Here is a 20,880-nt window from a genome sequence, read left to right on the forward strand (position 1 = left end):
GCTCGATTCTTTTATTGTTGCTCGGTGTTCCCATCCCGATCGTGCTCCTGATTGCACTGTTCTCTCGCTAGTTCCATCAGACAGTTCAGTGACGGCGCACCAAAGCTGCTCCTTCGGCACACGCTGAGGGAGCTGTCAGGAGGAACTCGCGTATCGCCTGCAATGTTCCAGATAAGCCGCTTCATGGTCTGCAATTAGCGAAACTACACTTGACCACAACCAGTTCGGGGCATCCAGGCTTTTCGAGTGTTGTTTCTTCAACTTGGCGAGCCAAGATTGGCGCGTCTCGCGGTTCATCTGCCGACCATGAGCTTTGCCCACGATTCCTGCGAGATAGCGAGCCGCCGCCAAAGCTTCTTGCTGGGTCAGGCGATCCAGATCGAATTTGAGGTCTTGCGGCATTAGCTCGCGCATAACAAGATTTTTCCCGAGAAGCGGGACTGCTAACATTCGTTGGCCTAGGTTCGGAGAGAGATTCGACGCTCCCGTCACCACTCTCTCCGCGTCGTTGCGGATGGTCATTTCGACCTTCGGTGCAGCAGCACAAGTAGCTTCCTTGAGGTCAATCAGGCAGTGGGTTCGGTCGGCTTTCTTGCCAATGCTGAGAAGAACAGCGAAGCGGAGTCGACCGAGCGAACTGCATCCCTTCATCCAATAGGCAGCGTCCACTACGGATACTTTTGATCCCGGCCTGCGGCCTTTGAATGCCAGAATTTTCGCTACAACCGTTTCATCACGAAACAGTTCATCCATCGCGACGCGCTCCTGCTCTTCCAACATCCAGAATCGCTTTCCGAGGGGGATCTGGGGCTTAACATCCTCGATCCTTTCTTCAGCAAGATGATGCCAGCGACGGCGGCGTGATTGTTCCAGTACGTTTCGGATGGGAGCAAGATCGTCACTGTTGGCTTTGATGGTTGTGTTCGGAGCGACGAGAGCCCGTTCGTAACCTTCGACCATCTGTTCCATCATTTTGACGACAGTGACGCCCGGCAGATCGGACCCGCGTGCTGCCGTTGCCAGCGAGAGCGCTAACCGCACTAAGTCATGAGCAGGGTTTCCGACAACCGTCTGGTCCAGATCGCGAATCTGGATTTCAATTTTGCCGTCCGAATCGGACAGCGGTCCAATATTCCCCACGTGGCAATCCCCGCAGATCCAGACCGGCGGGCCCTCCGGAATGCTCTTGGCCGAATCCTTTTTCAACCATTCGTAAAACTGGAGCGTGTTTCCGCGAACATAGGCGTGGGCAGACTGAGCCATCTTCGCCTGACGATTTGCGTTAAGAACCTTCGACCGATCTCGGGGCTTGATGGAAGACGCGACTTGAGCCATCAGTTAGTTCTACAACAATCATCAGTGAAATGCGGAGGGGTGCTGGCGAGCTTGCGACGATCGGCCCTTGGTATCAAATTATTCGTCTGCATGGGAGATTCCTCCGCTCTGCCCAAGGCAGATTTCGACATATTCCTACTTGGGATAATGCTTTGCCTCATCTTTTTCTGCGATGAGGAGTTGAGTCACGCAGAGAGTTTTCCCATTCAATTAAAGCTGGACGTCCTTTGCTTGCGACGATTCTCGATTTTGACCACCCCTACGATGCATGACTTCAACGCTACAAGCGATCAGCGCCTTTCTGTGGCGCGCTAGTGGTGGGATAGGAGTCTAGGAAAGGATTTTATAAACTCAATGTCTTATGAAGGCCTACAAGGTCCTTGTTATCGACGACAACCGTGCCCGGTGCCAGGGACTGGCGGAGTTACTCACGCTTCAGGGTTTTGAAGCTTATGCCGAATTCGGCGGAACAGAAGGTATCGCTCGCGCACGATCTCTCCGCCCTGACGCAGTGTTGCTGGATCTGCATATGCCGGACATGGACGGAGTCGAAGTCATGACCATGCTTCGCGACGATCCATCCATGCAGAGCGTCGCGATCATACTTCTGACGGCGGAAGGCTCACCCGTTTCCACTCACGGCTCCGACGCTTTCCTTACCTTCCCGTTTGAGACAACAACGCTCACGTCAGTGTTGTTGGGCTGCATCACGCGGCGAAAACAAACCAAATGATCTGAACCTATGCGAACAGCCCATTTGATCCAGGCAAGGCGCCAATGCAGTTGAGAGCTCGCCCAAGGGATTCCAGATCGCGCTCCGCGTGGCACTGCCGCAGGTAAAGTTCCAACTCCGCATAGCGCCTCGCAACCTCCACATCCTTTACAAATGGTGCGGCTCCCAGAGATCTGCCAAACCGTTGCAAGATATCAGTACAGGCCGCCTCGACGAGATGCCGTACTGTGAGAGCTCGAATCATTGCCGGTTCTGTGGGCATAGCATCGAAATGTTCTGCTACTCCAGTTAGCACATACTCCATCCCTATAACTTCCGCACTCATGGCACCCAGGTGGGCCATGGAATGTGGTTCGTCTCGTCTTTTGGAAAAGGCATAATCGACAAGCCCTGCGGCACCTCCGGCCCATGCTGCGGCCGGACCACACGCTCCCTGCCAGAAACCCACACGCTTGGTGTACCAATCTTCATCACCGACAATCGACACGATGGGAAAGTGATCAAAGGTTAGGGACGCAGTGTGCGTCATCCGAAATGCTTCGGTCTTCCAGCCATCTTCTCGGATCGTTAATTGTGAGGGCGCTGAGTTGAGATCGATTTCTACGATGACAGGACCTGCTGTCACAAGAGCGCGATCCACGAGGGTGGCACCACTGCAAAAGTCCTTCTGACCGTGAAGCATCCCGTCGCGCAAAGAAAGGGGTTTACCTGGAAGCTCACTAGCCCAAACGGCATAGGCAATTCCCTGCTTTGGCTCCTTACCAGCCTCCTCAAGAATCGCGACGGCGTCCCAATGGGCCTCAATTAACTTCGCAAGACTCAAATCTTCCCGCCCTGCAGCAAAAATCGCATCATGGCGAACCGCAGTCTTTCCAATCCCAGGCCGAGCTAGACGGACATCCGTTAGCGATCGAAAGCGATCGATAAGATGCTCACCCGTCATGCCGCTACCATTTCATTGTGTGCGGCAAGTGCGCCCGCAAATCCCATCGGCGCTCGTCCCACTCGACGGCCGCTTGTGATCACCTGCAGACTGGCATCGCTCAGGCGTCGTGCACCGCAATCAGCCAAGCGACGCCAAAGGTCGTGGTCCTCAGCCGTAATCAGAGGACTCCATCCTCCAGCCATCTGATAAACGTCCGCTCGAACACCCAGATTCGCACCGTGAATATGTGGGTGTGTCCCGTCGGGTTCGATTCGATAAGATTTCCGAAATCGTTCCTCAACAAAGAAAAGATGTTCGGAGAAGTCACGCACATCAACGATGCCTGCGACGGCTTCAAATCCCCGTTGCGTGATGCGAAGTTGGTCGACAAGCCATGTTGGCGAGACCTCACAGTCTGCGTCCGTATTCGCAATCCAGCAGCGGCTCAAGGGCCCAGTGTACCGGCCAAGAGCCTCCGTCACAGCGAGCGAACGTGCAGCGCCTACACACGCGAGATCGATCTCCAATACCAGGCCATTGCCGGTAAGGAGGTCTCTCGCCAGCTTTGCCGTGTCATCGGTGGAACTATCCGCAATGACGATAACGTCGGAAGTCACCTCCGACGGCAGCTGGGCTTGTGCTGTGGCAACAGAGCGAAGGCAACGCGGAAGGAGTTGCTCCTCGTTACAGGCCGGAATGATTACGGCAAAATGCCATGCGATAGCAGGTTCAATAGGCAGTCTCATGTTGTTCGTATCCATCGGTCCAAACGAAATCCTTCATAGCAGCTACTCAGCGTGCCCACGAGCAGAGGATGCGTTATCGCTTCATGCACCTCTTGCCCGCGCTGTAGATGATCTTCAGATTCCCCAAGCCAGTGACAAGCAAGCAGCACTGTTCCCGGCCTCATAGCGTGAACCATGTTCTCCACCAATTTCTGCCAAGCGTCGGCGGTGAAGTAGTAGCCGATCTCGCACAACACGATGAGATCGAACTTCGACCAGGGTTGACTTCCAGTGAGTGATGCACAACGCACCGTTACGCCCGGAAGATCACGGCAACGTTCTCGCGCCACATCCACAGCAGTGGCTGAAAAATCGCACGCATAGACCTTGTCGCAGACGGAAGCAAGCTGCTGGGTGAGTACACCAATGGAACAGCCTGGCTCATATGCATGTTTATAAGTACGTTCCTTGAGTGCCTGCATAACGACTCGGTAGCGGCCGAGTTCATAGTCCGAAGTCGCAAACCTCCAAGGGTCAAAATCGGGGGCTTGCCGATACTTGGTTTCAAAGAAATCTGCGCTTGATGTCGAGGGTGTACTCATGCAGAAAGGAAGACCTCGAAGTCCCAATAAATCGGGGCAATAAGACGGTCATTCAAGATAGGATCGCCGGATTCGCTCTCGAACTGCGAACGATGCTGGCTAATGGCTTGTGCCTTCGCTGCCCGAGCATCGAAGGTGGGGATGAATCTCCGTAACGGCAGTCCGTCCAATGTCTCTGGAGATCCACGGTGCCATGTCCAGAAAAAGTAGGATATCAACGCAAGTCCCTTTGCTTGCGCAACAGAACACGCTACATGGGCACATGCAACGTGATCAGGGTGAAAGTCTCCTTGCCACGGAGCAAGGATTGTCATCCCTGGCTCTGCAACCTCCATGACTCTGCGTTCCAACTCGGAGCGCTGTCCCATAAGGCCGCTGTCCGTTAGGCGCAAACGTATCACCGAATCCGGTTGCACACCTAACAGCCCCAAAGCCTTGCGTTGTTCGCGCTCGCGAATGAGGCCAAGATCGATTCGGCCTGCCGGAGGAAGGTCATATGCATTCTCTCCATCCGTCGCTGCAACGACGATCACTCTCGTCGCTTGCGCGGACAGAGTGGCAATCAGAGCACCCGCTCCGAGGGTCTCATCATCGGGATGCGGAGCGATCACGAGAATTGGCCCCGTCGGCAGATCAAGAGGCCTTAAAGTACCAAGATTCTCGCGCCAAATCCGGTCATCAGTAATCGGCACAATCACGCTGTCTGTGATGCGCTGAGATCGATCCAACGTCGCCTGAAGTGCTCTATCCAAAGTTGAAGTATCTACCCAAGGTATGGCAGGCGCAGCGAAACCATCCATCAACGCATGGGCTTGCAGATCGTTCCCGGGTGTCTGGAGGTTTCCGAGAATAAACCCACTCCGTCAGTTACGGAATTGATTCGGATCGAAATCAGATGACTTTGCTCCAGCGATGTTTCCCAACTCGACCCTACTTGCTTCGGCTGGTTTTGATGATGCGAAAGCCTGTTTGGGGCCCTTTGCAGCCAAGCAACTTGTATTTCTTGCCCTCGAGTCCGTGATAGTTCACAAAGAACGTCTCCGGTTCGCGAATCCACTTCTTCGGGAGATCGGATAAGGTTTGATCTTTGCGTATTGATGGGTCGATTCGGATACCGCAACTAGCCTGTCGTTACGAAGCCTCTTCTTGCCGTCAACCTGTTCGCCCTCGATCACGCCGATGAGGCGAGCTCTGACGGCGACTCCAGGAAACGCTGGCTCATCCATGAGAAGAAGCACGTCCACCGGATCGCCATCGCCTCCCTCGGTCCCGGGCAGAAAGCCGACATAGGGGAAGACCATGCCGGCTGGAAGAACGCTCTTGAGCGTGAAGATTTCCTGATCGGGATCAAACGCGAACTTATTTCGACTTCGTGCGGGAGTTTCGACGATGACTTGGATGCTTTGGCCTCCGTCTGGAAGCGGTTTCAATTTGGTGGGATTCGCTAAGGGATTTCATTGTCGTCTCCGAAGGAATCACGATCTGTCTTCTGTAGGATGCGCCCTTGATGCGCCCTTGATGCGCCCCGAAATCCCCAACCGACTCCGGATGTAAGGCGCCGTTCTGCTCCCGGAGATGTGGGCTATTTGCTCGGGAGTTCCTTCTCCGACAATCGTTCCACCTTCTTCACCCGCGCCGGGACCAATGTCGATGACCCAATCGCTCGCCGAAACAACGTGCATGTCGTGTTCAACGATCACCACCGAATTGCCCGCAGACACAAGTTCGTTCAATTGCCGTAGCAGCCGTGTTACGTCCGCAGGATGGAGGCCTGTGGTTGGTTCGTCGAGAACGTAGATCGTGTTCCCGCGGGTGGCACGCTGCAACTCCGTCGCCAATTTCACGCGCTGGGCTTCTCCGCCTGAGAGTTCGGTCGCAGGTTGTCCCAATCGGAGATAACCCAATCCGACCTCGTGTAAGACTTGCAATGAGTGACGGACGGATGGGGACGTGTCGAAGAATACGATTGCATCATCGACCCTCAGGTTTAAAACCTCTGCGATGTTCTTGCCGCCCCAGGTCACCTCGAGTGTTTTGGCATTGAAGCGCGCACCGTGGCAGGTCGGGCACGGTGAATATACGCTCGGTAGAAAAAGTAGTTCGACACAGACCTGCCCTTCTCCTTTGCAGGTCTCGCAGCGCCCCTTCGTCACATTGAAAGAGAAGCGGCCTGCATCATATTTCCGTGTACGTGCCAGCTTCGTTGATGCGAAGAGTTTTCGGACTTCGTCGAACAGACCGGTATACGTGGCGATGTTGGAACGCGGCGTTCGTCCAATTGGTCTTTGATCGACGCGGACCAATCGACGTATACCTTCCATGCCGGACAGAATTCTTCCCTGCGTTAGAACCACTGAGGAGTGTGCAGCGAGAGCGTCGTCTTCCTCTCCATCCTCAATTGGTTGGCCGAGATGCGCCGCAATGAGATCCACTAGAGCCTGGCTGACTAGGGTGGATTTCCCCGATCCAGACACACCAGTGACCGCCACCAGAACACCAAGCGGAATCGATACAGCAACCTGGTGGAGATTGTTACGGGTCACACCTTCCAGACGTAGCCATTGTTTTGGGTTTCTTCGTGGAGCTACGGAAGCTGCGGCGTTCGCAAAGAGATGCTTGGCGGTTTCGGAGCTGCCGACATCCTTTAGTCCTGCTAGCGGTCCACTGTAGAGCACCTCACCACCGTATGCTCCGGCTGCAGGCCCGACATCCACAATCCAATCGGCAGCCCGGATGACGTCCACTTCGTGTTCGACGACGAAGAGCGAATTGCCGCTCTTCTTCAACGCCGCGAGTGCGTGGAGTAGCGTCTCTGTGTCGGATGGATGCAGGCCAGCCGATGGTTCATCCAGCACGTACACAACACCAAAAAGATTTGAGTGCAACTGTGTCGCAAGTCTGAGCCGCTGAAGTTCTCCGGGGGACAGTGTCGGTGTACTTCGCTCCAAATCCAAATAGCCGAGACCGAGTTCGATCAATACCTCGAGTCGACTCACGACATCCTGCGTGATGCGTTGCGCCGCGGCTGCCTTTTCTACATGCTTGGCAAAATCATTCGAACTCCCCGTAGTGAAGGGCTGCAGGATCGTTGCCAATTGTTTTAGCGGAAGACGGCTCATCTGCGCAATGTCGATGCCTGCGAATGTCACATCCAGTGCGTCCGTTCGGAGCCTCTTACCGTGGCACAAAGAACATTCGCTGCTGAGCATGAACTGCGCGACTCGCTGTTTCATCATGGCACTCTGGGATTTTGAGAAGGTCTCCATCACGTAACGCTGGGCGCTGGTGAAGGTGCCCATATAACTCGGCTCTAGCTTGCGTCGTAATGCTTGCTGAGTTTCAGTGGGCGTGAACCCTGCATACACTGGGACTGTTGGTTGCTCGTCCGTGAACAGAATCCACTTCCGTTCTTTGGCGGGAAGCCTTTTCCACGGTGTGTCGACGTCGTAGCCTAAGGAGACGAGGATGTCACGTAGATTCTGCCCCTGCCACGCAGTAGGCCACGCAGCAATGGCACGCTCGCGAATCGTCAACGATGGGTCCGGCACCATGGATTGTTCGGTCACCTCGTAGATGCGGCCGGTCCCGTTGCACTTTGGGCAAGCCCCCTCAATCCGATTGGGGGAGAACGATTCGGCATAAAGCATCGGGCGGCCGGCCGGATAGTTCCCAGCTCTTGAATACAACATGCGAAACAGGTTCGAAAGTGTCGTCACACTTCCAACCGAAGACCGCGTGGTGCCACTTCCCCGCTGTTGTTGCAGAGCAACGGCTGGGGGAAGACCTTCGATGGAATCAACTTCGGGAATGCTCAGTTGATGGAAAAGCCTACGAGCATAGGGCGATACCGATTCCAAATAACGCCTTTGCGCTTCGGCATACAACGTTCCAAACGCAAGAGACGATTTGCCCGATCCTGAAACGCCGGTAAACACGACCAACGCATCTCGCGGAATATCCACGTCGACATTCTTCAAGTTATGTTCGCGCGCACCTCGCACGCGAATCATTCCGGTTGTCTGTGCGCCTTCTGCCCGACTCCGAGCGTCATTCATAAATTCATAGGATGCAACGTACCACCCGTGCGCCACCTCAACGATTCGGGAAGTGCTATTCCACCGCATGGAAGGCACAGCATTGAGTGAGAGCCCGTGGCAACATCGTTCGGGCGAGTTCGCATCCCTTGCTGCATGAAGCTCACTCCGGTTGTATTCTTCACCGCTCTCGCGTTGTCGGCTTCGGCACAGACGATGCCGAACCCACAGCGTGACAGTCACACCGTCAACGTAGTGCTGCCAGCGCCGCTGACCGCCACGCCGGAGAATATTGGGAGACTGAAGCTGCCCGCGGGTTTTCATATCGCCAAATTCATCGAAGGATTGGATAGTCCTCGGGTCGTCGTAGTTTCCGAAGCTGGAAACATTTACGTCAGCAGCCGCGATGCGGGAACAATCACGATGATCGATGGCAGCGGTAAGAAGAAGAAGGTTCTCGAACTGGAAAATGTTCACGGCATGGTGATCCATGCCGGCATCCTGTACTACGTCACGATCAAGCAGGTATACGCCGCACCGCTCAATCCCGACGGAACGCTCGGGGCATCGAAGCTTCTGATTGCGGACTTGCCGGACGCTGGACAACATGTGGATCGGACGCTCGCGGTGGGACCGGACAACAAGCTATACGTCTCGGTCGGGAGTACCTGCAATACCTGCGAGGAACGGAATCACATCAACAGTACGATGCAGCGTTACAACCTGGACGGTAGCGGTCGAGAGACCTTTGCCACCGGGCTTCGCAACACGATTGGATTCAACTTCAAGCCCGGCACCAAGGACTTGTATGGGTGGGACGATGGCGTGGATTGGATGGGGGATCAGGAGCAACGTGAAGAGTTGAACAAGATCGAACAGGGCAAGGAGTACGGCTGGCCGTACATCCTTGGCAACGGTCTCAAGAACCTTTATCTCACACCACCCCATGGCGCCACTCTCGATCAATGGGCCGCGAAAACAACCCTTCCAGTTTTGACTTGGAATGCCCACGCGTCCGGCATGCAACTGATCTTCCTCAAAGGAACGGGGCTGCCGTCCGATTTCGACGGGGATGCGCTGGCCAGCATGCACGGCTCATGGGGAGCCAACCCATCCAGTGGCTACCAAGTGGTTCGCATTCATTTTGAAGGTAGCGTCGCCAAGACAATCACGCCGTTTGTCGATGGCTTTCTGATGCAGACCCAAGGTGGTAGTGGATGGGCTCGGTTTGCTCGCCCCTTTGGCTTGGCGCAAATGGCAGACGGAAGCGTCCTGCTCGGCGATGAGCAGAATGGGATTCTCTACCGAATCACCTATTCGCGATAATCCCCAAGAGTCCTAGCGGCCCTGCCGCTCGCTACTCAAGCGGCGGCAGAATGCCAAGACGTGTAGCACCTGCGGGCGCCTCAATAGAAGCGAGGCGCCCTTCTCTTGCAGATCGATAGATCGCCTCGATGATTCTTTGATCTTGCAACCCTTCCTCACCACCTGTGCGTGGCTGCTGATTCTGCAGGACGCAAACAGCCATGTGATCCATCTCGAGGGCAAACTGATCTTTCTCCTCAATCGCTGGATGTAGTTCGGTGTCTTTTCCGTCCATCAGTTTCGTGAAGCGAAGCTTTGAACCGTGATATCCGAAGGCTGGATCCACCTCGGCAAAGCCATCGGTTCCCTCGAGCCGTAAGAATGCCGAGCGATGCACATCATACCCGCTTGTGAATGTTGCGGTCATACCGCTTGGAAACCGTGCGATCACTTCGCACCGCGCTTCGACCTCTTTGAAACGAGGATCGTCTTTGGGCTGCACCAGAGTTGCGATTACCTCGTTCGGCTCTTCTCCCGAGAGGAAACGACTTGCATTCAAGCAATAAATCCCAACATCGGGTAGCGCTCCCCCGCCAGCTAGTTGCTTGTTGAGCCGCCACTGCGTTGGATCGCCTTCGTTCTGCGAATTTGAAGCCACAATGCTGCGTAGCTTTCCTAGCTTGCCCTCTCGCACTGCCTTTTCCAAAGCCCGATTCATCGGCTCATATTGCTGCCTATACGCGATCATCAACTTCACGTTCCTTCGTTGACAGGCAGCGATCATCTCTTCACACTGTGCAGTGCTGTTTGCCATCGGCTTCTCGCAGAGGATGTGCTTGCCGATCTTTGCCGCGCGAAGTACGAACTCGTGATGCATTCCATTTGGCAACACGATATAAATCACATCCACACCGGACATTTCTTTCAGTTTTTCAAAGCTGGCGTAATCGGTGATGTGACTCTCGGCAATGCCATACTGAGTCGCGATTTTGAGCGCCTTCGAACGATCTCCGCTCACAAGAGCAACTGGCTTGCAGTAGTCACTTGTCGCGAACGCCGGCAGAATCTGATTGAGCGAAAGACGTCCCAGCCCAACAATCGCAAAGCCCACGCGGCGATTCACGGGCAGGAATGGCCCCGGAGCCTTCTCTGGAGCCTCGGTTGGGGCATGAATCTGCGATAACTGGACATCGTTCGCCTCATTCGGCTTCTGCGCTTGGCCACTCACGCTGGGTACCACCGCTGCCATGCCCGCAATCGCTGAAGAAGCAGATCGCAAAAAAGCACGGCGAGAAGAAGATACGTCGACGAAAAGATCCCGAGGAGTGTCCATCCCCCATGGGATGCCGGCTCATAGCCAGACAGATGGCGATCTGGTGCTCTTGAGACGATACGAACGCACGTCACTTCGAGCCTCTCATCGTCAAACCCGCCTTCCAAGACTGTGCTGTTCATGAATCTTTTGCTCGCCATCGTCCGTGGATTGAGGGTTCAACTCACAAGAAAATCTTCTGCAGTTATCTGCAACTGCGACAAATGCTCGACGCTGCCCCGGTGTATCGGGAGGCTCTTTAGGCGGATTATGATCCTCCCAGATTGCTTATCTAAGCTGCTTGCAGCGCATCTCGTTTTCGAGGATAATTACTCTCGAAAGCGAGATTTGCTATGGCAACCGCTGCGTCCCTTGTCTTGCCCCGAATCGCCGGATACGATTTCGAATCGGGTGCCGATCTTAGCAATGCAGCCGAACGAGCGGAGCTTTCGTCCGCTGCCATCAAAGCGTTCCTGAATCTCCGGAAAAAGTGGGGATTGAATGAAGAGGACTCTCGTTCCCTTCTCGGAGGTTTGGCGTCGTCGACCTTCCACGCATGGAAGACGAACCCGAAGCGTACGCTCGATCAAGACACGTTGACCCGAATCTCACTGCTGATCGGAATCTATAAGGCCCTGAATATCTACTTTGGAAAACCCTGGGCGGATCGTTGGATCACTCTTGCGAATCGTGGACCGGTCTTCATGGGGCGCACACCGCTCGCCTATATGATCCAACGGGGGCAACCCGGAATGATTGAGGTTCGGCGGATGCTGGATGCATGGCGAGGCGGCCAGTGACACCACCACTCCGGCAGATCGACCGAAGCGGAATGCATCGGTTGCTTCCCTCGCGTTACAGCGAAGCGGGTACGGTTCTTGATGATCTGGCTGACGATGACGACATGCTCCAGAAGTTGATCCGCCTGGATGGAGCGACGAATGACCGGATCCAGGGTGAACAGTTCGGACTTCCTGGCATTAGCACTTATGAGCTGGTCTACGGGATTCCCAACGCTCACATCGTCCGCGCAGCATTCCTCCATCCGAGTCCGAACGGAGCACGCTTCAACGGTCCGGACCGAGGTGCGTGGTACGCCGCAGACAGGTTGGAGACATCGGTCGCAGAAGTCAGCTATCACAAGGCCAAGCGCCTCGCGGAAATCATTGTTCCGGAGACAGCGACAGGTGTCCCCGAGTCGGATGCATCGACGTATGACGACTGGCTCGCGGATTTTCACGGTGAGTTTCATGCGTTGGAGCCGGCCGCTGACTACGCCACATGCCTCGCGCCAGAACCCGTTCCTGCATGCTACGGAGAGTCACAGAAGCTCGCGCAACAACTTCTGAAAGACAAGTCCAATGGCATCCTGTACCCCAGCGTACGCAAGAAGGGTGGTCGCTGCCTGGTCTGCTTTCGCCCTGCCTTGGTCTATCGCCCACGGCGTGCCAAACGATATCTCCTCTCCTTCCATTGGAGACGGGATCATTACCGACAAGAAGTGAACGAAGTCCCCTTGCAGCGATCCCGATAGCACGGGGAATCTTCATTTGCAAAGAACAAGGCGCGAAGTAGTTTCTGGATTTGTTGGACACAGTTGCCGGTGCGAGCACGGTAGCCTGAAATCTTCGGCTTCACCATCTCCGTTTCACGCTCTCAACATCCCGTATTGTTTCTTCCCCTATACCCGAAGTGTCTCCGAGATTCACTTGCAAAATATTTTGCAGAGTTCGTACGCTTTCCGAATGTCGAACCCCCTTCCGATCATCGACATTATCGTGACTGCATCCAACGAGACATCCATCGTAAGCGTAAGCGTCGCCCCGTCACCCCAATTGCACGACACGTCACAAGCGCGAACGTTCCAGCATGATTGGAGCTCGTTGACGGAGATTCTCGGACTATGTCGCGAAACGAAAGATTGGGCTGAAAAGAAGTTGGCCGCGAGAGGATGCGTGCATCTTGGGACCTTCGCGTACAACGCGCTTGGCAAGACGCCTTGGCTCAACTCAGAAAAGTCTCGGGGCATTCTTGAACGCGACAACTGATTTCTTCAGTATCACGTACCTCTCAAGTAGCTCCGATCGCTCCAGGGTCTCGTTTACCTCTATATGATCGGGAGCAATCTCTTTGAGACGAGCGCCGGAAATGGTTCTCTCATCAAAGAGTTCGCTGCGGAACAGTTGCAAATCCCTCAGGGATTAAAGAAGCACCGGTTGATCGCTCCTCTCGCGCCTGGCTGAAGTTATTTGCCTTGAACGGCGATGGCGATTGCGCAAGCCTTACGGAACTATTACCGTCATACCACTCAGCGGATGACAGACGAAGCGTCCTACTTACTGAGGATTTCCATGGCATCGCTGCTACCAGCCAAGTACGACCGCACATTTCAACAGCCAGTAGTATGGGCTACCAGCCTCGTCTTGTTAGCCTTCCACCTTGGGGCGATCGCCGCCTTGTTTTTCTTTACATGGAAGGCCTTCTTGTTCTCCTTACTTCTTTGGTGGCTGGCGGGCGGTCTGGGTATCGGCGTGGGGTATCATCGACTGCTCACGCACCGCGGGTACAAGACTCCGAAACTCGTCGAGTACTTCCTGACTATTTGCGCGACGCTTACTCTGGAAGGCGGACCAATCTTCTGGGTTGCCACGCATCGGAAACACCACCAGAACACCGACAAGGAGGGCGATCCACACTCTCCCCACGATGGAGGCTTCTGGTCGCACGTAGGCTGGCTACTCACAGGGCAGACCATGCACAATGATGCCGCTGATCTGTTGCCTTACGTACCGGATCTCCGCAAGGATCGTTTCCACGTCTGGATTAGCAGATGGCATTGGGTACCAATGACCATACTTGGAGTCCTGCTGCTTTCTCTCGGGGGCTGGCCCTTCCTGCTTTGGGGGATTTTCTTCAGGACCGTGCTCGGCTTGCACTCCACTTGGCTCGTGAATTCCGCAACGCACATGTGGGGATCGCGCAGGTTCGCCACCGGCGACTCCTCACGGAACAGCTTCTGGGTTGCGCTCCTGACGTTCGGTGAAGGCTGGCACAACAACCACCACGCACATCCCCAGTCATCGCGCCACGGCCTGGCCTGGTACGAAGTTGACCTGAATTGGTATGGCATCTGCCTGCTCAAAGCAATGGGTTTGGCTTGGGACGTGAAGGCACGATCGCTGTCTGAGGGATAGTTTTGTCACTCAAACACTGCTGGGCCTCCCATGGAGATCTGCAGGTGGCCCGTATGCAAAAATTTCGAGAGCCTAGATAGGATCCGGAGTAAAAGAAACTACGGAACAATGGCGAACAGTGCGAAACCGATGGTGTGATCACACGATTAGGACCGTTGCTCTTCGCCTTATGCAAGCTGGGTGACAGCGCGGAGATAAGGAATGAGATGATCCTTAATTCATGGAAACTTCAATCGACCTCTCAAATCCTCTGAGCTCTGCTCCCCGTATCGCAGTGGTAGACAGATTGAATGATGGATTGGTGATCCAATTCGAGAATGGCGCGTGCGGATATTATTCCGACGCGTTTCTCTTCTCTAAACTCCCCGAGTGCACAATGCTCAAGGAGGGAGACGTCGAGTGGTAGACACCGCGACATGAATCCGTCAGCTTGTGAAACCTGTGTCGAACTCCGCGAAGTTATCAAGGTGGCTTTTTACGAGGCGATAGCATTCACAAGCCTGCTTCTCGAGTCCCTCCCTGTTCAAAATGCGGATTATTCCTCTGGAATACGTGATAAGTCCTAGAGATTTTAGCTTTCGCGCTGTGATGGTAACAGTGGGTCGGGCACTTCCCAACATCCCCGCCAAGAACTCTTGTGACAGCTTCAAGATGTCCTTCTGGGCACGATCAGAGCAGATAAGAATCCATCGCGCAAGCCGTTGCTCATGATTGTGATGGACGTTGCAGGCTGTGGACTGCGTGGCTTGAGTCAGTTGAGCCTGCACGTAGCGAAGTGCCAGATCGTGGAAATCTCCGTGGCGGCGGAACTCCTCCATTGCTGTAGCGAGTGCTGATGAATATCCGTGGCCGGCAAGTTGCATAAACACGCGATTCAAACTTTGCTTTGTACCCATGAGAGCAGAAACGCCAATCGCGGACTCGTAACCGAACATCCCGATCTCGACCTCAAACCCGTCCTTGAACACACTGGTCATGGATCCAATGCCCTCTTCGACAAAGACCACATTACGGATACTCTTGCCCGGGCTTTCTACATCCTGTTCAAGCTTCAGTTCTATTGAACGAAGCTGAAGTCTCCGAATCGTTTCTGGGTGTAGGTGCTGAAGTATTGTGTTCCGGAACTCCTGTCTCTGCATCGTTCCCTTCCTCTGTTCGGTTGGCCAGATGCTTAAGAAAGGAAGATATTGCAATCGCCGACTTCACTTGAGGTGCCTACGTCTCACGAAAGCCCATGTCGGGCATTACGCTGCGGACACTCGACGTCACACTTTGTAGTTCATCTGCCTACTCGGTCCAGACCACACGCCTGTGAACTTCGGTGCGGTAACTGAAGTGTGTCTCAGTGAGTACAGGTCTGTCCGTGCGAACTCGCACTTATGGATGCGTGTTCAAATCTCAAATCGAGTGAAGTGCGTGGCATATTCTGGATTTGTAAGCGGAGTCTGCCAACGTTCGCAATGTGCGCCTGTTTTCTTACGCGACAGTCCTTTCCGAAAACAAGGTCCGTGAATCGAGAGCCACGCAGCTATCTACCTTCCGCGGCAAGTCGCCGCACGATGGCGTAGCATTCGCATGCCTTTCGCTCCAGACCTCTGCGATTAAGAACTTTCATGTCACCGCGGCTGTAACTGATGACTCCCTCATGCCGCAGTCGTCGTGCGGCACGTGTGACTGTCGTTCGGCGCGTACCAAGCAGTTCCGCAAGGACATCCTGGGTAATCGGAAAGTTCTGCGCACCCAGGCGGTCCTGCATCATGAGCAGCCATCGAGCGATGCGCTGATCAACTTCATGGTGGCGATTACACGCAGACAGTTGCTCCAAGATGAAGCTACGCCTTTGCACGTACGCAAGCACCACAGATCGCAACGGCCGATATTCCGTGAATTGAAGTTGCAACTCACCGAGCCGGCAACGGATTGCCCGGCCCTCAATCTGCACCACGGCTCTTGCAGGAGAAGTCGATTGACCCAGAAGATGAGTCGCTTCAACAAGTCCCTCTCGCCCAACCGAAAAGATTTCGACGCCATCGCCGCTCTGAAAAGAATCGACGACGGAAATGGCTCCCGAAAGAACGAAGTGCGCGTGAGTCGGAACTCTTCCCGGTTCGAAAAGTACCGTTGAGACGGGAAGGGATACCTCTTCCATGCTGGCGATGAGTGCTTGACGATAAACGCGCGGCAACCTCTGCAGAAGCTCATTCGTCGTCTGGCGCACGCAACTCCTTCGTCACGTCGCAAGAGATTGCCTAGAGAACCGGCGGCGAACAAACTTCTGACGGGAGCAGATGCGATGGCTCCGCTTCCAACCGTATGTTCGGTGTCAACAGCTGTCTGTCACTTGGCTGACTTAGTCAAGAGCACTACTGGAATATCTTGTTCCTGCATTCCCTCACGGGCAGCACGCGATCGCGCTATGTGACGAACTCAGTATCGAACTGAGCGAAGCTTTCCAGATGATTTCGAACCACTCGATAGCATTCACAGGACTCGGCTTCCAGTCCACGCTTATCGATCAGGCGGATGTGTCCGCGGCTATAGTCTATGAGCCTCTTGGCTTTGAGGTGAGCAGCCGCTATCGAGACGGTCGAACGCGTGCTACCGAGCATCTCCGCAACAAACTCTTGTGGCAATTCAAGGGTGTCTTGAGCCGCTCGTTCCGAACAGATTAGCAGCCAACGCGCCAGGCGTTGCTCATAGCTGTGAGAGGAGTTGCATGCAGCATTTTGCATGGCGAGCGTGAGCTGAGCTTGGACGAAACGCAGCATTAGTCCTCGAAAATAAGCATTGCTCTCGAATTCCACGAATGCAGTCTGTAGATTGCAGGTATAACCGGTTCCAGCGAGCTGCATGAATACGCGATTCAGACTTTGCTTAACCCCCATCAGTGCAGAGACGCCAATCACTGACTCGTACCCAAACATGCTGACTTCTACCTGCGCCCCGTTCTCGAAACAGGTGGTCATCGATCCAATGCCTTGTTCCAAAAAACACAGGCACTGAATGCGTTCACCAATGACGGCGAGATCCCGTCCCCGAGGGAGATCGACGCGATGGAGATTGAGTCGAGCGATGGTACTCGGCGGGAGACGCTTCAGCAAGGTGTTGGCAAATGTGAGGTTGTGCATTTGACCGTCCGATCATGTGCGCGGGTTTAAGGGGTGAAAGGCGTTGAAAATTGCCGAACGCAACTCACATTGCCTAAGTAACCTATGTCACATTGGATGCAAGCCGCCGGAAAACAGAATTTGCAGAGGAAGTCAGCGTTGCCACCCCACGAAGACAACATCCTTACTCCTCGCCCGGAGGGTTTATTTTTATTCAAATGTGTGAAGTCGCACAGACCGTTTCAGGCCGGGTATAGAGACTTGGAACAGTGACACTCCCGGGAGACCCTAACGGAGAATTAGAGACGCAGAAATATGGCGCATCCCCGATTCAACTCGGGGGCAATGTAAAGCTAATTGCTTCCTCTCCGGCTGTATACCTGGTTGAACGATAGGTTCCTGCCTTGTTTTCAAGAGCGTGTGTTTCCGATGCCGCTCCTTTTCGTTCTCCGCGAGCGCGCTTTTGCAAAAGGCGTTCCGGTTAACGAAAGCTGCAACGCTCAAGGGGATTGGAAATGAATGCTAAGAGTGCGCTGCTTGATGAGCTTGGTTTGCTGTATGGTGAGGAATATCGCGCTCTCAGGGCGTCAGCAGAGCTTTTTATACCTCATTCCATGCCCTGCTTTCCATCCAGTCTGCTAGATCAGTACTTTGACGAGACAGAAGAGCATCTTCTTCGGCTTGAGGATTTGTTCGATTATCTCGAATGTTCGCACGACCATGCTATAACTCCCACGGCCAAAGCTAAGTATCCAGGAATAGTTATGCCAGGTACGCTTTTCGTCGTGGAAAGGACATCGCGTAGCGCTGATCCAATTGATGCTTTTCTGCTGCTTGATCATTCCATTTTGAGTTACTACCGTGCGTCTCTGTCCCAGGCCAGAGCTTTTGGGAGAAGGAAAGTTGTCGAGGTGCTCTTTCAGGGTTTCCACGAAAAAGTAGCAATGCAACAAAGGTTCTCAGACCGCTTGCTGACCGACCACGATTCGTTATACTCACGCGAAGTAGATCGGATGGAACATCCCACTCTCCTCGAGTCGGGCGGCTTCCGATGAGCGTGAATCTCACCACGGTCGGAAGAACGATGCGGGTATTTGTTGTCGACGATGAGTCCACGATCGCGAGAACCCTGGCAATCATCCTGTGCCAGAAGGGTTTCAACGCCTCGCCGTACACGAATCCACTGAACGCTCTAGAAGCTGCTCAGTATCTCGTTCCGGATCTCTTAATCTCTGATGTCGCAATGCCGGAATTGTCTGGTATCGAACTCGCGATCCAAATGAAAGCGCAACATCCCGGATGCAAAGTCCTTCTGTTCTCCGGCCAGGCTGCCACAGCAAATCTTCTAGAAGAAGCTCGCAACGCGGGACATGACTTCCTACTCTTGACGAAACCGGTGCATCCGACAGACCTACTGCTTCAGATCGGGCAGATGCTTGAGACAGGTGAGCCGTGCGTGTTGCCGGCAGAGCTCACCTCGTCTCATTAGAAAACGAACAACTTCATATGAAGTTGAAAGCAGGTGCCGTTTATACAGTCTGTAATTGCGAGCATCTAATGGCTTCGTAGTTAACTTCGATTAGTGGGCTTGAGACTGAATCGCCATGGTCGGCCTCGTTTGGCGATAACGCATTCCTTCCCTAGAGCAGTTCGGGCAAACCAAAGAGAACAGTAGTATGCAGTTCTGACGGGACCGATGTTCCAGGAAATCGGCTTATGCCCCGGATCCTGCCTGCCTCAATACCCCGCAACGCTTCAGAAACACTGTCCTCGATCGGAAAGCCACCTCTATGAATAAGACGAACACTTTGGGAGATGACCTGACACAGCATGAAGCGATTTGATATCTGCTCTAGAGAGCGGAATGTTTCGGCTGAACGCATGCGAAACTCCAGAAGACCGTTGTGAGGTGGTGCGTTGAACTGCGCGGATACAACCAAGGGACAACGGATGGATTTGAAGCGTTTAGATACCACGCAGCGAAAGCTGAGGGCCCTCCGAGCAAGCATCAGACTATTGTTGCAAGCTACCCGAGAAAATAGCCAGAATCACCTCGCAAAAAGACGCTTCCACCAGGGACGATCATGGTGGTTGAACATTTCCGATGCGAATGCTGCTGCTTCTCGTTTTGATCTATCAAGCTGCGCACGCTGCGTCTGTAGGATTTCGCCTGCCGTTGGATACCAGCTAGGAATGTTCTTAACAGTGTCAGTCTTTTTGGACATCTTATTCACCGTGATTTCAGGCTGCTTTCAAAGTGGCAAGAAGAGTTGCCAACCGTTGTTTGACCGTGTCGTCCCATACCTGAGCCCCAATCTGCATGCGGATTCCGCCAAGAACAGATGGGTCTACGATATGAATGAGCCGTACTGTGGATCCTCTTTGCGAGGCAATCTGCGTCCGAAGCAACTGCATCTCTGTCTCAGCAAGTTGACGTGACGTCGTAATTTGAACCCGTTCGACGTGCCTTATCTCATCGGACAACGCATCGATAGAGTCCACGATGATAGAGAGGCTTCGCATAAGGTGCCGATCACTTAGTATGAAGAGGAGATTGCGAGTGAACGACCCCGTCTCCAATCGATCACAGAGGGAGGCGATGACAGAACGTCTCTCTGGCGCAGTGACCCATCGCGAATTCAGCGCCTTCTGTAATTCTGCAGACGCACTCAGTACGGCAGCAAATCCACGCAAATTTCTTACATGCGTCTCCAATGAAGCATCGCCTTCTTGGTGGCGCACGGCTCCGAGGAATGCTCGTCCGTATCGCGATGCTCGAGATGAGCTCATTATTTCCATGACCGACGATCTCCATGAAGACTGCTTGCGACTCTACAAATTCGAACGCTCCCACTCGACAGCGAAGGTCTCGAGTCGCCTAACCGTTGACTAGATCCGGAGCGATCCTGAAGACCGCCTCGTCGACCAGCCCGAGGGACGCCCACTCCTGAATGTGTCGGGCGGCCAGCTTTACCTTTGCGACGTAAAATCCCGGATATTTTCTCACCCTTACATCCATCAGCTCTGCCGTATTGAATCGGGGCTTGAGATCCTCGAGGCCTGAACGGATCGCTTTATCGAGTGCCGAAGTTCGACTACGTCCAACTCCGATCCTCGTGGAATATAGCGCTAACCACATGAAGTGCCATCCCAGTTCGCGGATCCGTTGGTCCACCTTGTGTGCGGACTCAAACTCGGAGTTACTCCAACCGGCATAGCCGGGCTTGTCAGGAAAACTAAAATTTCTTGGGAAGCGAGTACCAGAACGAAAGAAAACGGAACCTGTAGTCATCCGGTTTGATCTTCCATTAACGGCAGTATTAATCGACCAACCGATTTTCTAACCAGGACCAGCGAAGGCTTTTCTACCGCAATCGCCTGGGAAGTTGCGTCGGTCTTTCGATCCGTGGGCGAAATCAACGGCGAGTGCTTGCGCGAGGCGGAAAGGTGGTTATGTACGTCAGACTTGTCTCTGCGACTCATGTCTACACCAGAGTTCCAGTTGCTTGCTTGGGAGGTGCTCGTCTGAAGCGAAGCGATGGTACTGCTGGAGGCGAGAAAGAATAGCTACTGCGCTGAGCTTACGCTCTTTATTTCGGCCTGCGCGC

20 protein-coding genes are annotated in these 20,880 nt (G+C 54.1%); 8 read left to right on the top strand and 12 right to left on the bottom strand.

Features of this window, described 5'->3' with window-relative positions; genetic code table 11:
* Positions 1–135: 135 nt before the first annotated feature.
* Entirely contained in the window at positions 136–1,335 is a 1,200-nt protein-coding gene (locus tag M504_RS18290; protein ID WP_047497050.1) for a DUF2252 family protein, read from the bottom strand.
* Positions 1,336–1,696: 361 nt separating this feature from the next.
* On the opposite strand from M504_RS18290, the gene M504_RS18300 reads away from it, so the two are divergent.
* Positions 1,697–2,068, top strand: a complete 372-nt coding sequence (locus M504_RS18300) for a PleD family two-component system response regulator (RefSeq protein ID WP_052201037.1) — start codon at positions 1,697–1,699, stop codon at positions 2,066–2,068.
* Positions 2,069–2,075: 7 nt separating this feature from the next.
* Here M504_RS18300 and M504_RS18305 read toward each other — a convergent pair whose 3' ends face one another.
* The 6 genes from M504_RS18305 to uvrA form a co-directional block, all read right to left on the bottom strand.
* Entirely contained in the window at positions 2,076–2,891 is an 816-nt protein-coding gene (locus M504_RS18305; protein ID WP_232296357.1) for a hypothetical protein, read from the bottom strand.
* A 116-nt stretch (positions 2,892–3,007) separates the two neighbouring features.
* Positions 3,008–3,739: a glycosyltransferase family 2 protein gene (locus M504_RS18310; RefSeq protein ID WP_052201072.1), complete on the bottom strand. Its 732-nt coding sequence runs from the start codon at positions 3,737–3,739 to the stop codon at positions 3,008–3,010.
* A complete protein-coding gene (locus tag M504_RS18315) occupies positions 3,736–4,320 on the bottom strand; it encodes a trans-aconitate 2-methyltransferase (protein WP_047497054.1) in 585 nt (194 codons plus the stop codon). The genes M504_RS18310 and M504_RS18315 overlap by 4 nt, the downstream gene beginning before the upstream one ends.
* Positions 4,317–5,048 carry a PIG-L deacetylase family protein gene (locus tag M504_RS18320; RefSeq protein ID WP_198137695.1) on the bottom strand — a complete coding sequence of 244 codons (732 nt, stop codon included), beginning with the start codon at positions 5,046–5,048 and terminating at the stop codon, positions 4,317–4,319. Before M504_RS18320 ends, M504_RS18315 begins: the two co-directional genes overlap by 4 nt.
* A 297-nt stretch (positions 5,049–5,345) precedes the next feature.
* Positions 5,346–5,750 (bottom strand): inorganic diphosphatase, encoded by a 405-nt coding sequence (locus tag M504_RS18325; protein WP_052201039.1) that lies wholly within the window; start codon positions 5,748–5,750, stop codon positions 5,346–5,348.
* Positions 5,751–5,795: 45 nt separating this feature from the next.
* On the bottom strand, positions 5,796–8,330 hold the full coding sequence (uvrA, locus tag M504_RS18330) for an excinuclease ABC subunit UvrA (RefSeq protein ID WP_232296358.1): 2,535 nt from the start codon (positions 8,328–8,330) through the stop codon (positions 5,796–5,798).
* 141 nt (positions 8,331–8,471) lie between these two features.
* Between uvrA and M504_RS18335 the strand changes: the two genes are divergently transcribed.
* Positions 8,472–9,680, top strand: coding sequence for a sorbosone dehydrogenase family protein (locus M504_RS18335; protein WP_232296359.1), 1,209 nt, complete (start codon positions 8,472–8,474; stop codon positions 9,678–9,680).
* Between the two features lie 31 nt (positions 9,681–9,711).
* Here the strand turns inward: M504_RS18335 and M504_RS18340 are convergent, their stop codons facing one another.
* Positions 9,712–10,908, bottom strand: a complete 1,197-nt coding sequence (locus M504_RS18340; protein ID WP_232296360.1) for a Gfo/Idh/MocA family protein — start codon at positions 10,906–10,908, stop codon at positions 9,712–9,714.
* A 416-nt stretch (positions 10,909–11,324) separates the two neighbouring features.
* Here M504_RS18340 and M504_RS18345 point away from each other — a divergent pair, with 416 nt between their 5' ends.
* The 3 genes from M504_RS18345 to M504_RS18360 all read left to right on the top strand — a co-directional run bounded on the left by M504_RS18345 (position 11,325) and on the right by M504_RS18360 (position 14,165).
* Positions 11,325–11,771: an antitoxin Xre-like helix-turn-helix domain-containing protein gene (locus tag M504_RS18345; RefSeq protein WP_047497062.1), complete on the top strand. Its 447-nt coding sequence runs from the start codon at positions 11,325–11,327 to the stop codon at positions 11,769–11,771.
* Positions 11,753–12,505 carry an RES family NAD+ phosphorylase gene (locus M504_RS18350; protein WP_084214531.1) on the top strand — a complete coding sequence of 251 codons (753 nt, stop codon included), beginning with the start codon at positions 11,753–11,755 and terminating at the stop codon, positions 12,503–12,505. Before M504_RS18345 ends, M504_RS18350 begins: the two co-directional genes overlap by 19 nt.
* 817 nt (positions 12,506–13,322) lie before the next feature.
* A complete protein-coding gene (locus tag M504_RS18360) occupies positions 13,323–14,165 on the top strand; it encodes a fatty acid desaturase (protein WP_047497376.1) in 843 nt (280 codons plus the stop codon).
* 425 nt (positions 14,166–14,590) lie between these two features.
* Here the strand turns inward: M504_RS18360 and M504_RS18370 are convergent, their stop codons facing one another.
* Both M504_RS18370 and M504_RS22560 read right to left on the bottom strand, forming a co-directional pair.
* Positions 14,591–15,304, bottom strand: a complete 714-nt coding sequence (locus M504_RS18370) for a Crp/Fnr family transcriptional regulator (RefSeq protein WP_047497068.1) — start codon at positions 15,302–15,304, stop codon at positions 14,591–14,593.
* A gap of 389 nt (positions 15,305–15,693) precedes the next feature.
* On the bottom strand, positions 15,694–15,921 hold the full coding sequence (locus M504_RS22560) for a Crp/Fnr family transcriptional regulator (protein WP_231966866.1): 228 nt from the start codon (positions 15,919–15,921) through the stop codon (positions 15,694–15,696).
* On the opposite strand from M504_RS22560, the gene M504_RS22565 reads away from it, so the two are divergent.
* Positions 15,811–16,290, top strand: coding sequence for a hypothetical protein (locus M504_RS22565; RefSeq protein WP_231966903.1), 480 nt, complete (start codon positions 15,811–15,813; stop codon positions 16,288–16,290). The genes M504_RS22560 and M504_RS22565 overlap by 111 nt on opposite strands.
* Positions 16,291–16,579: 289 nt before the next feature.
* Here the strand turns inward: M504_RS22565 and M504_RS18380 are convergent, their stop codons facing one another.
* Positions 16,580–17,293: a Crp/Fnr family transcriptional regulator gene (locus M504_RS18380; RefSeq protein ID WP_047497072.1), complete on the bottom strand. Its 714-nt coding sequence runs from the start codon at positions 17,291–17,293 to the stop codon at positions 16,580–16,582.
* 494 nt (positions 17,294–17,787) lie between these two features.
* Here M504_RS18380 and M504_RS18385 point away from each other — a divergent pair, with 494 nt between their 5' ends.
* Together M504_RS18385 and M504_RS18390 are read left to right on the top strand one after the other, a co-directional pair.
* Positions 17,788–18,327, top strand: coding sequence for a hypothetical protein (locus tag M504_RS18385; protein ID WP_047497074.1), 540 nt, complete (start codon positions 17,788–17,790; stop codon positions 18,325–18,327).
* Positions 18,324–18,761: a response regulator gene (locus tag M504_RS18390; protein ID WP_083344184.1), complete on the top strand. Its 438-nt coding sequence runs from the start codon at positions 18,324–18,326 to the stop codon at positions 18,759–18,761. The genes M504_RS18385 and M504_RS18390 overlap by 4 nt, the downstream gene beginning before the upstream one ends.
* A 752-nt stretch (positions 18,762–19,513) precedes the next feature.
* On the opposite strand, the gene atpH is transcribed toward M504_RS18390, so the two are convergent.
* On the bottom strand, positions 19,514–20,071 hold the full coding sequence (gene atpH, locus M504_RS22810) for an ATP synthase F1 subunit delta (protein ID WP_047497076.1): 558 nt from the start codon (positions 20,069–20,071) through the stop codon (positions 19,514–19,516).
* Positions 20,072–20,880 lie beyond the last annotated feature (809 nt).

Source organism: Terriglobus sp. TAA 43 (assembly GCF_000800015.1).
Lineage (GTDB): Bacteria > Acidobacteriota > Terriglobia > Terriglobales > Acidobacteriaceae > Terriglobus.

What these genes read in the sequence shown, in the direction of transcription:
- M504_RS18290 (WP_047497050.1), bottom strand. Translation starts at nt 1,335, where the DNA reads ATGGCTCAAGTCGCGTCTTCCATCAAGCCCCGAGATCGGTCGAAGGTT.
- M504_RS18300 (WP_052201037.1), top strand. Translation starts at nt 1,697, where the DNA reads ATGAAGGCCTACAAGGTCCTTGTTATCGACGACAACCGTGCCCGGTGC.
- M504_RS18310 (WP_052201072.1), bottom strand. Translation starts at nt 3,739, where the DNA reads ATGAGACTGCCTATTGAACCTGCTATCGCATGGCATTTTGCCGTAATC.
- M504_RS18315 (WP_047497054.1), bottom strand. Translation starts at nt 4,320, where the DNA reads ATGAGTACACCCTCGACATCAAGCGCAGATTTCTTTGAAACCAAGTAT.
- uvrA (WP_232296358.1), bottom strand. Translation starts at nt 8,330, where the DNA reads ATGATTCGCGTGCGAGGTGCGCGCGAACATAACTTGAAGAATGTCGAC.
- M504_RS18340 (WP_232296360.1), bottom strand. Translation starts at nt 10,908, where the DNA reads ATGGCAGCGGTGGTACCCAGCGTGAGTGGCCAAGCGCAGAAGCCGAAT.
- M504_RS18345 (WP_047497062.1), top strand. Translation starts at nt 11,325, where the DNA reads ATGGCAACCGCTGCGTCCCTTGTCTTGCCCCGAATCGCCGGATACGAT.
- M504_RS18350 (WP_084214531.1), top strand. Translation starts at nt 11,753, where the DNA reads ATGGCGAGGCGGCCAGTGACACCACCACTCCGGCAGATCGACCGAAGC.
- M504_RS18360 (WP_047497376.1), top strand. Translation starts at nt 13,323, where the DNA reads ATGGCATCGCTGCTACCAGCCAAGTACGACCGCACATTTCAACAGCCA.
- M504_RS18370 (WP_047497068.1), bottom strand. Translation starts at nt 15,304, where the DNA reads ATGCAGAGACAGGAGTTCCGGAACACAATACTTCAGCACCTACACCCA.
- M504_RS22565 (WP_231966903.1), top strand. Translation starts at nt 15,811, where the DNA reads ATGCCGCAGTCGTCGTGCGGCACGTGTGACTGTCGTTCGGCGCGTACC.
- M504_RS22560 (WP_231966866.1), bottom strand. Translation starts at nt 15,921, where the DNA reads ATGCAGGACCGCCTGGGTGCGCAGAACTTTCCGATTACCCAGGATGTC.
- M504_RS18380 (WP_047497072.1), bottom strand. Translation starts at nt 17,293, where the DNA reads ATGCACAACCTCACATTTGCCAACACCTTGCTGAAGCGTCTCCCGCCG.
- M504_RS18385 (WP_047497074.1), top strand. Translation starts at nt 17,788, where the DNA reads ATGAATGCTAAGAGTGCGCTGCTTGATGAGCTTGGTTTGCTGTATGGT.
- M504_RS18390 (WP_083344184.1), top strand. Translation starts at nt 18,324, where the DNA reads ATGAGCGTGAATCTCACCACGGTCGGAAGAACGATGCGGGTATTTGTT.
- atpH (WP_047497076.1), bottom strand. Translation starts at nt 20,071, where the DNA reads ATGGAAATAATGAGCTCATCTCGAGCATCGCGATACGGACGAGCATTC.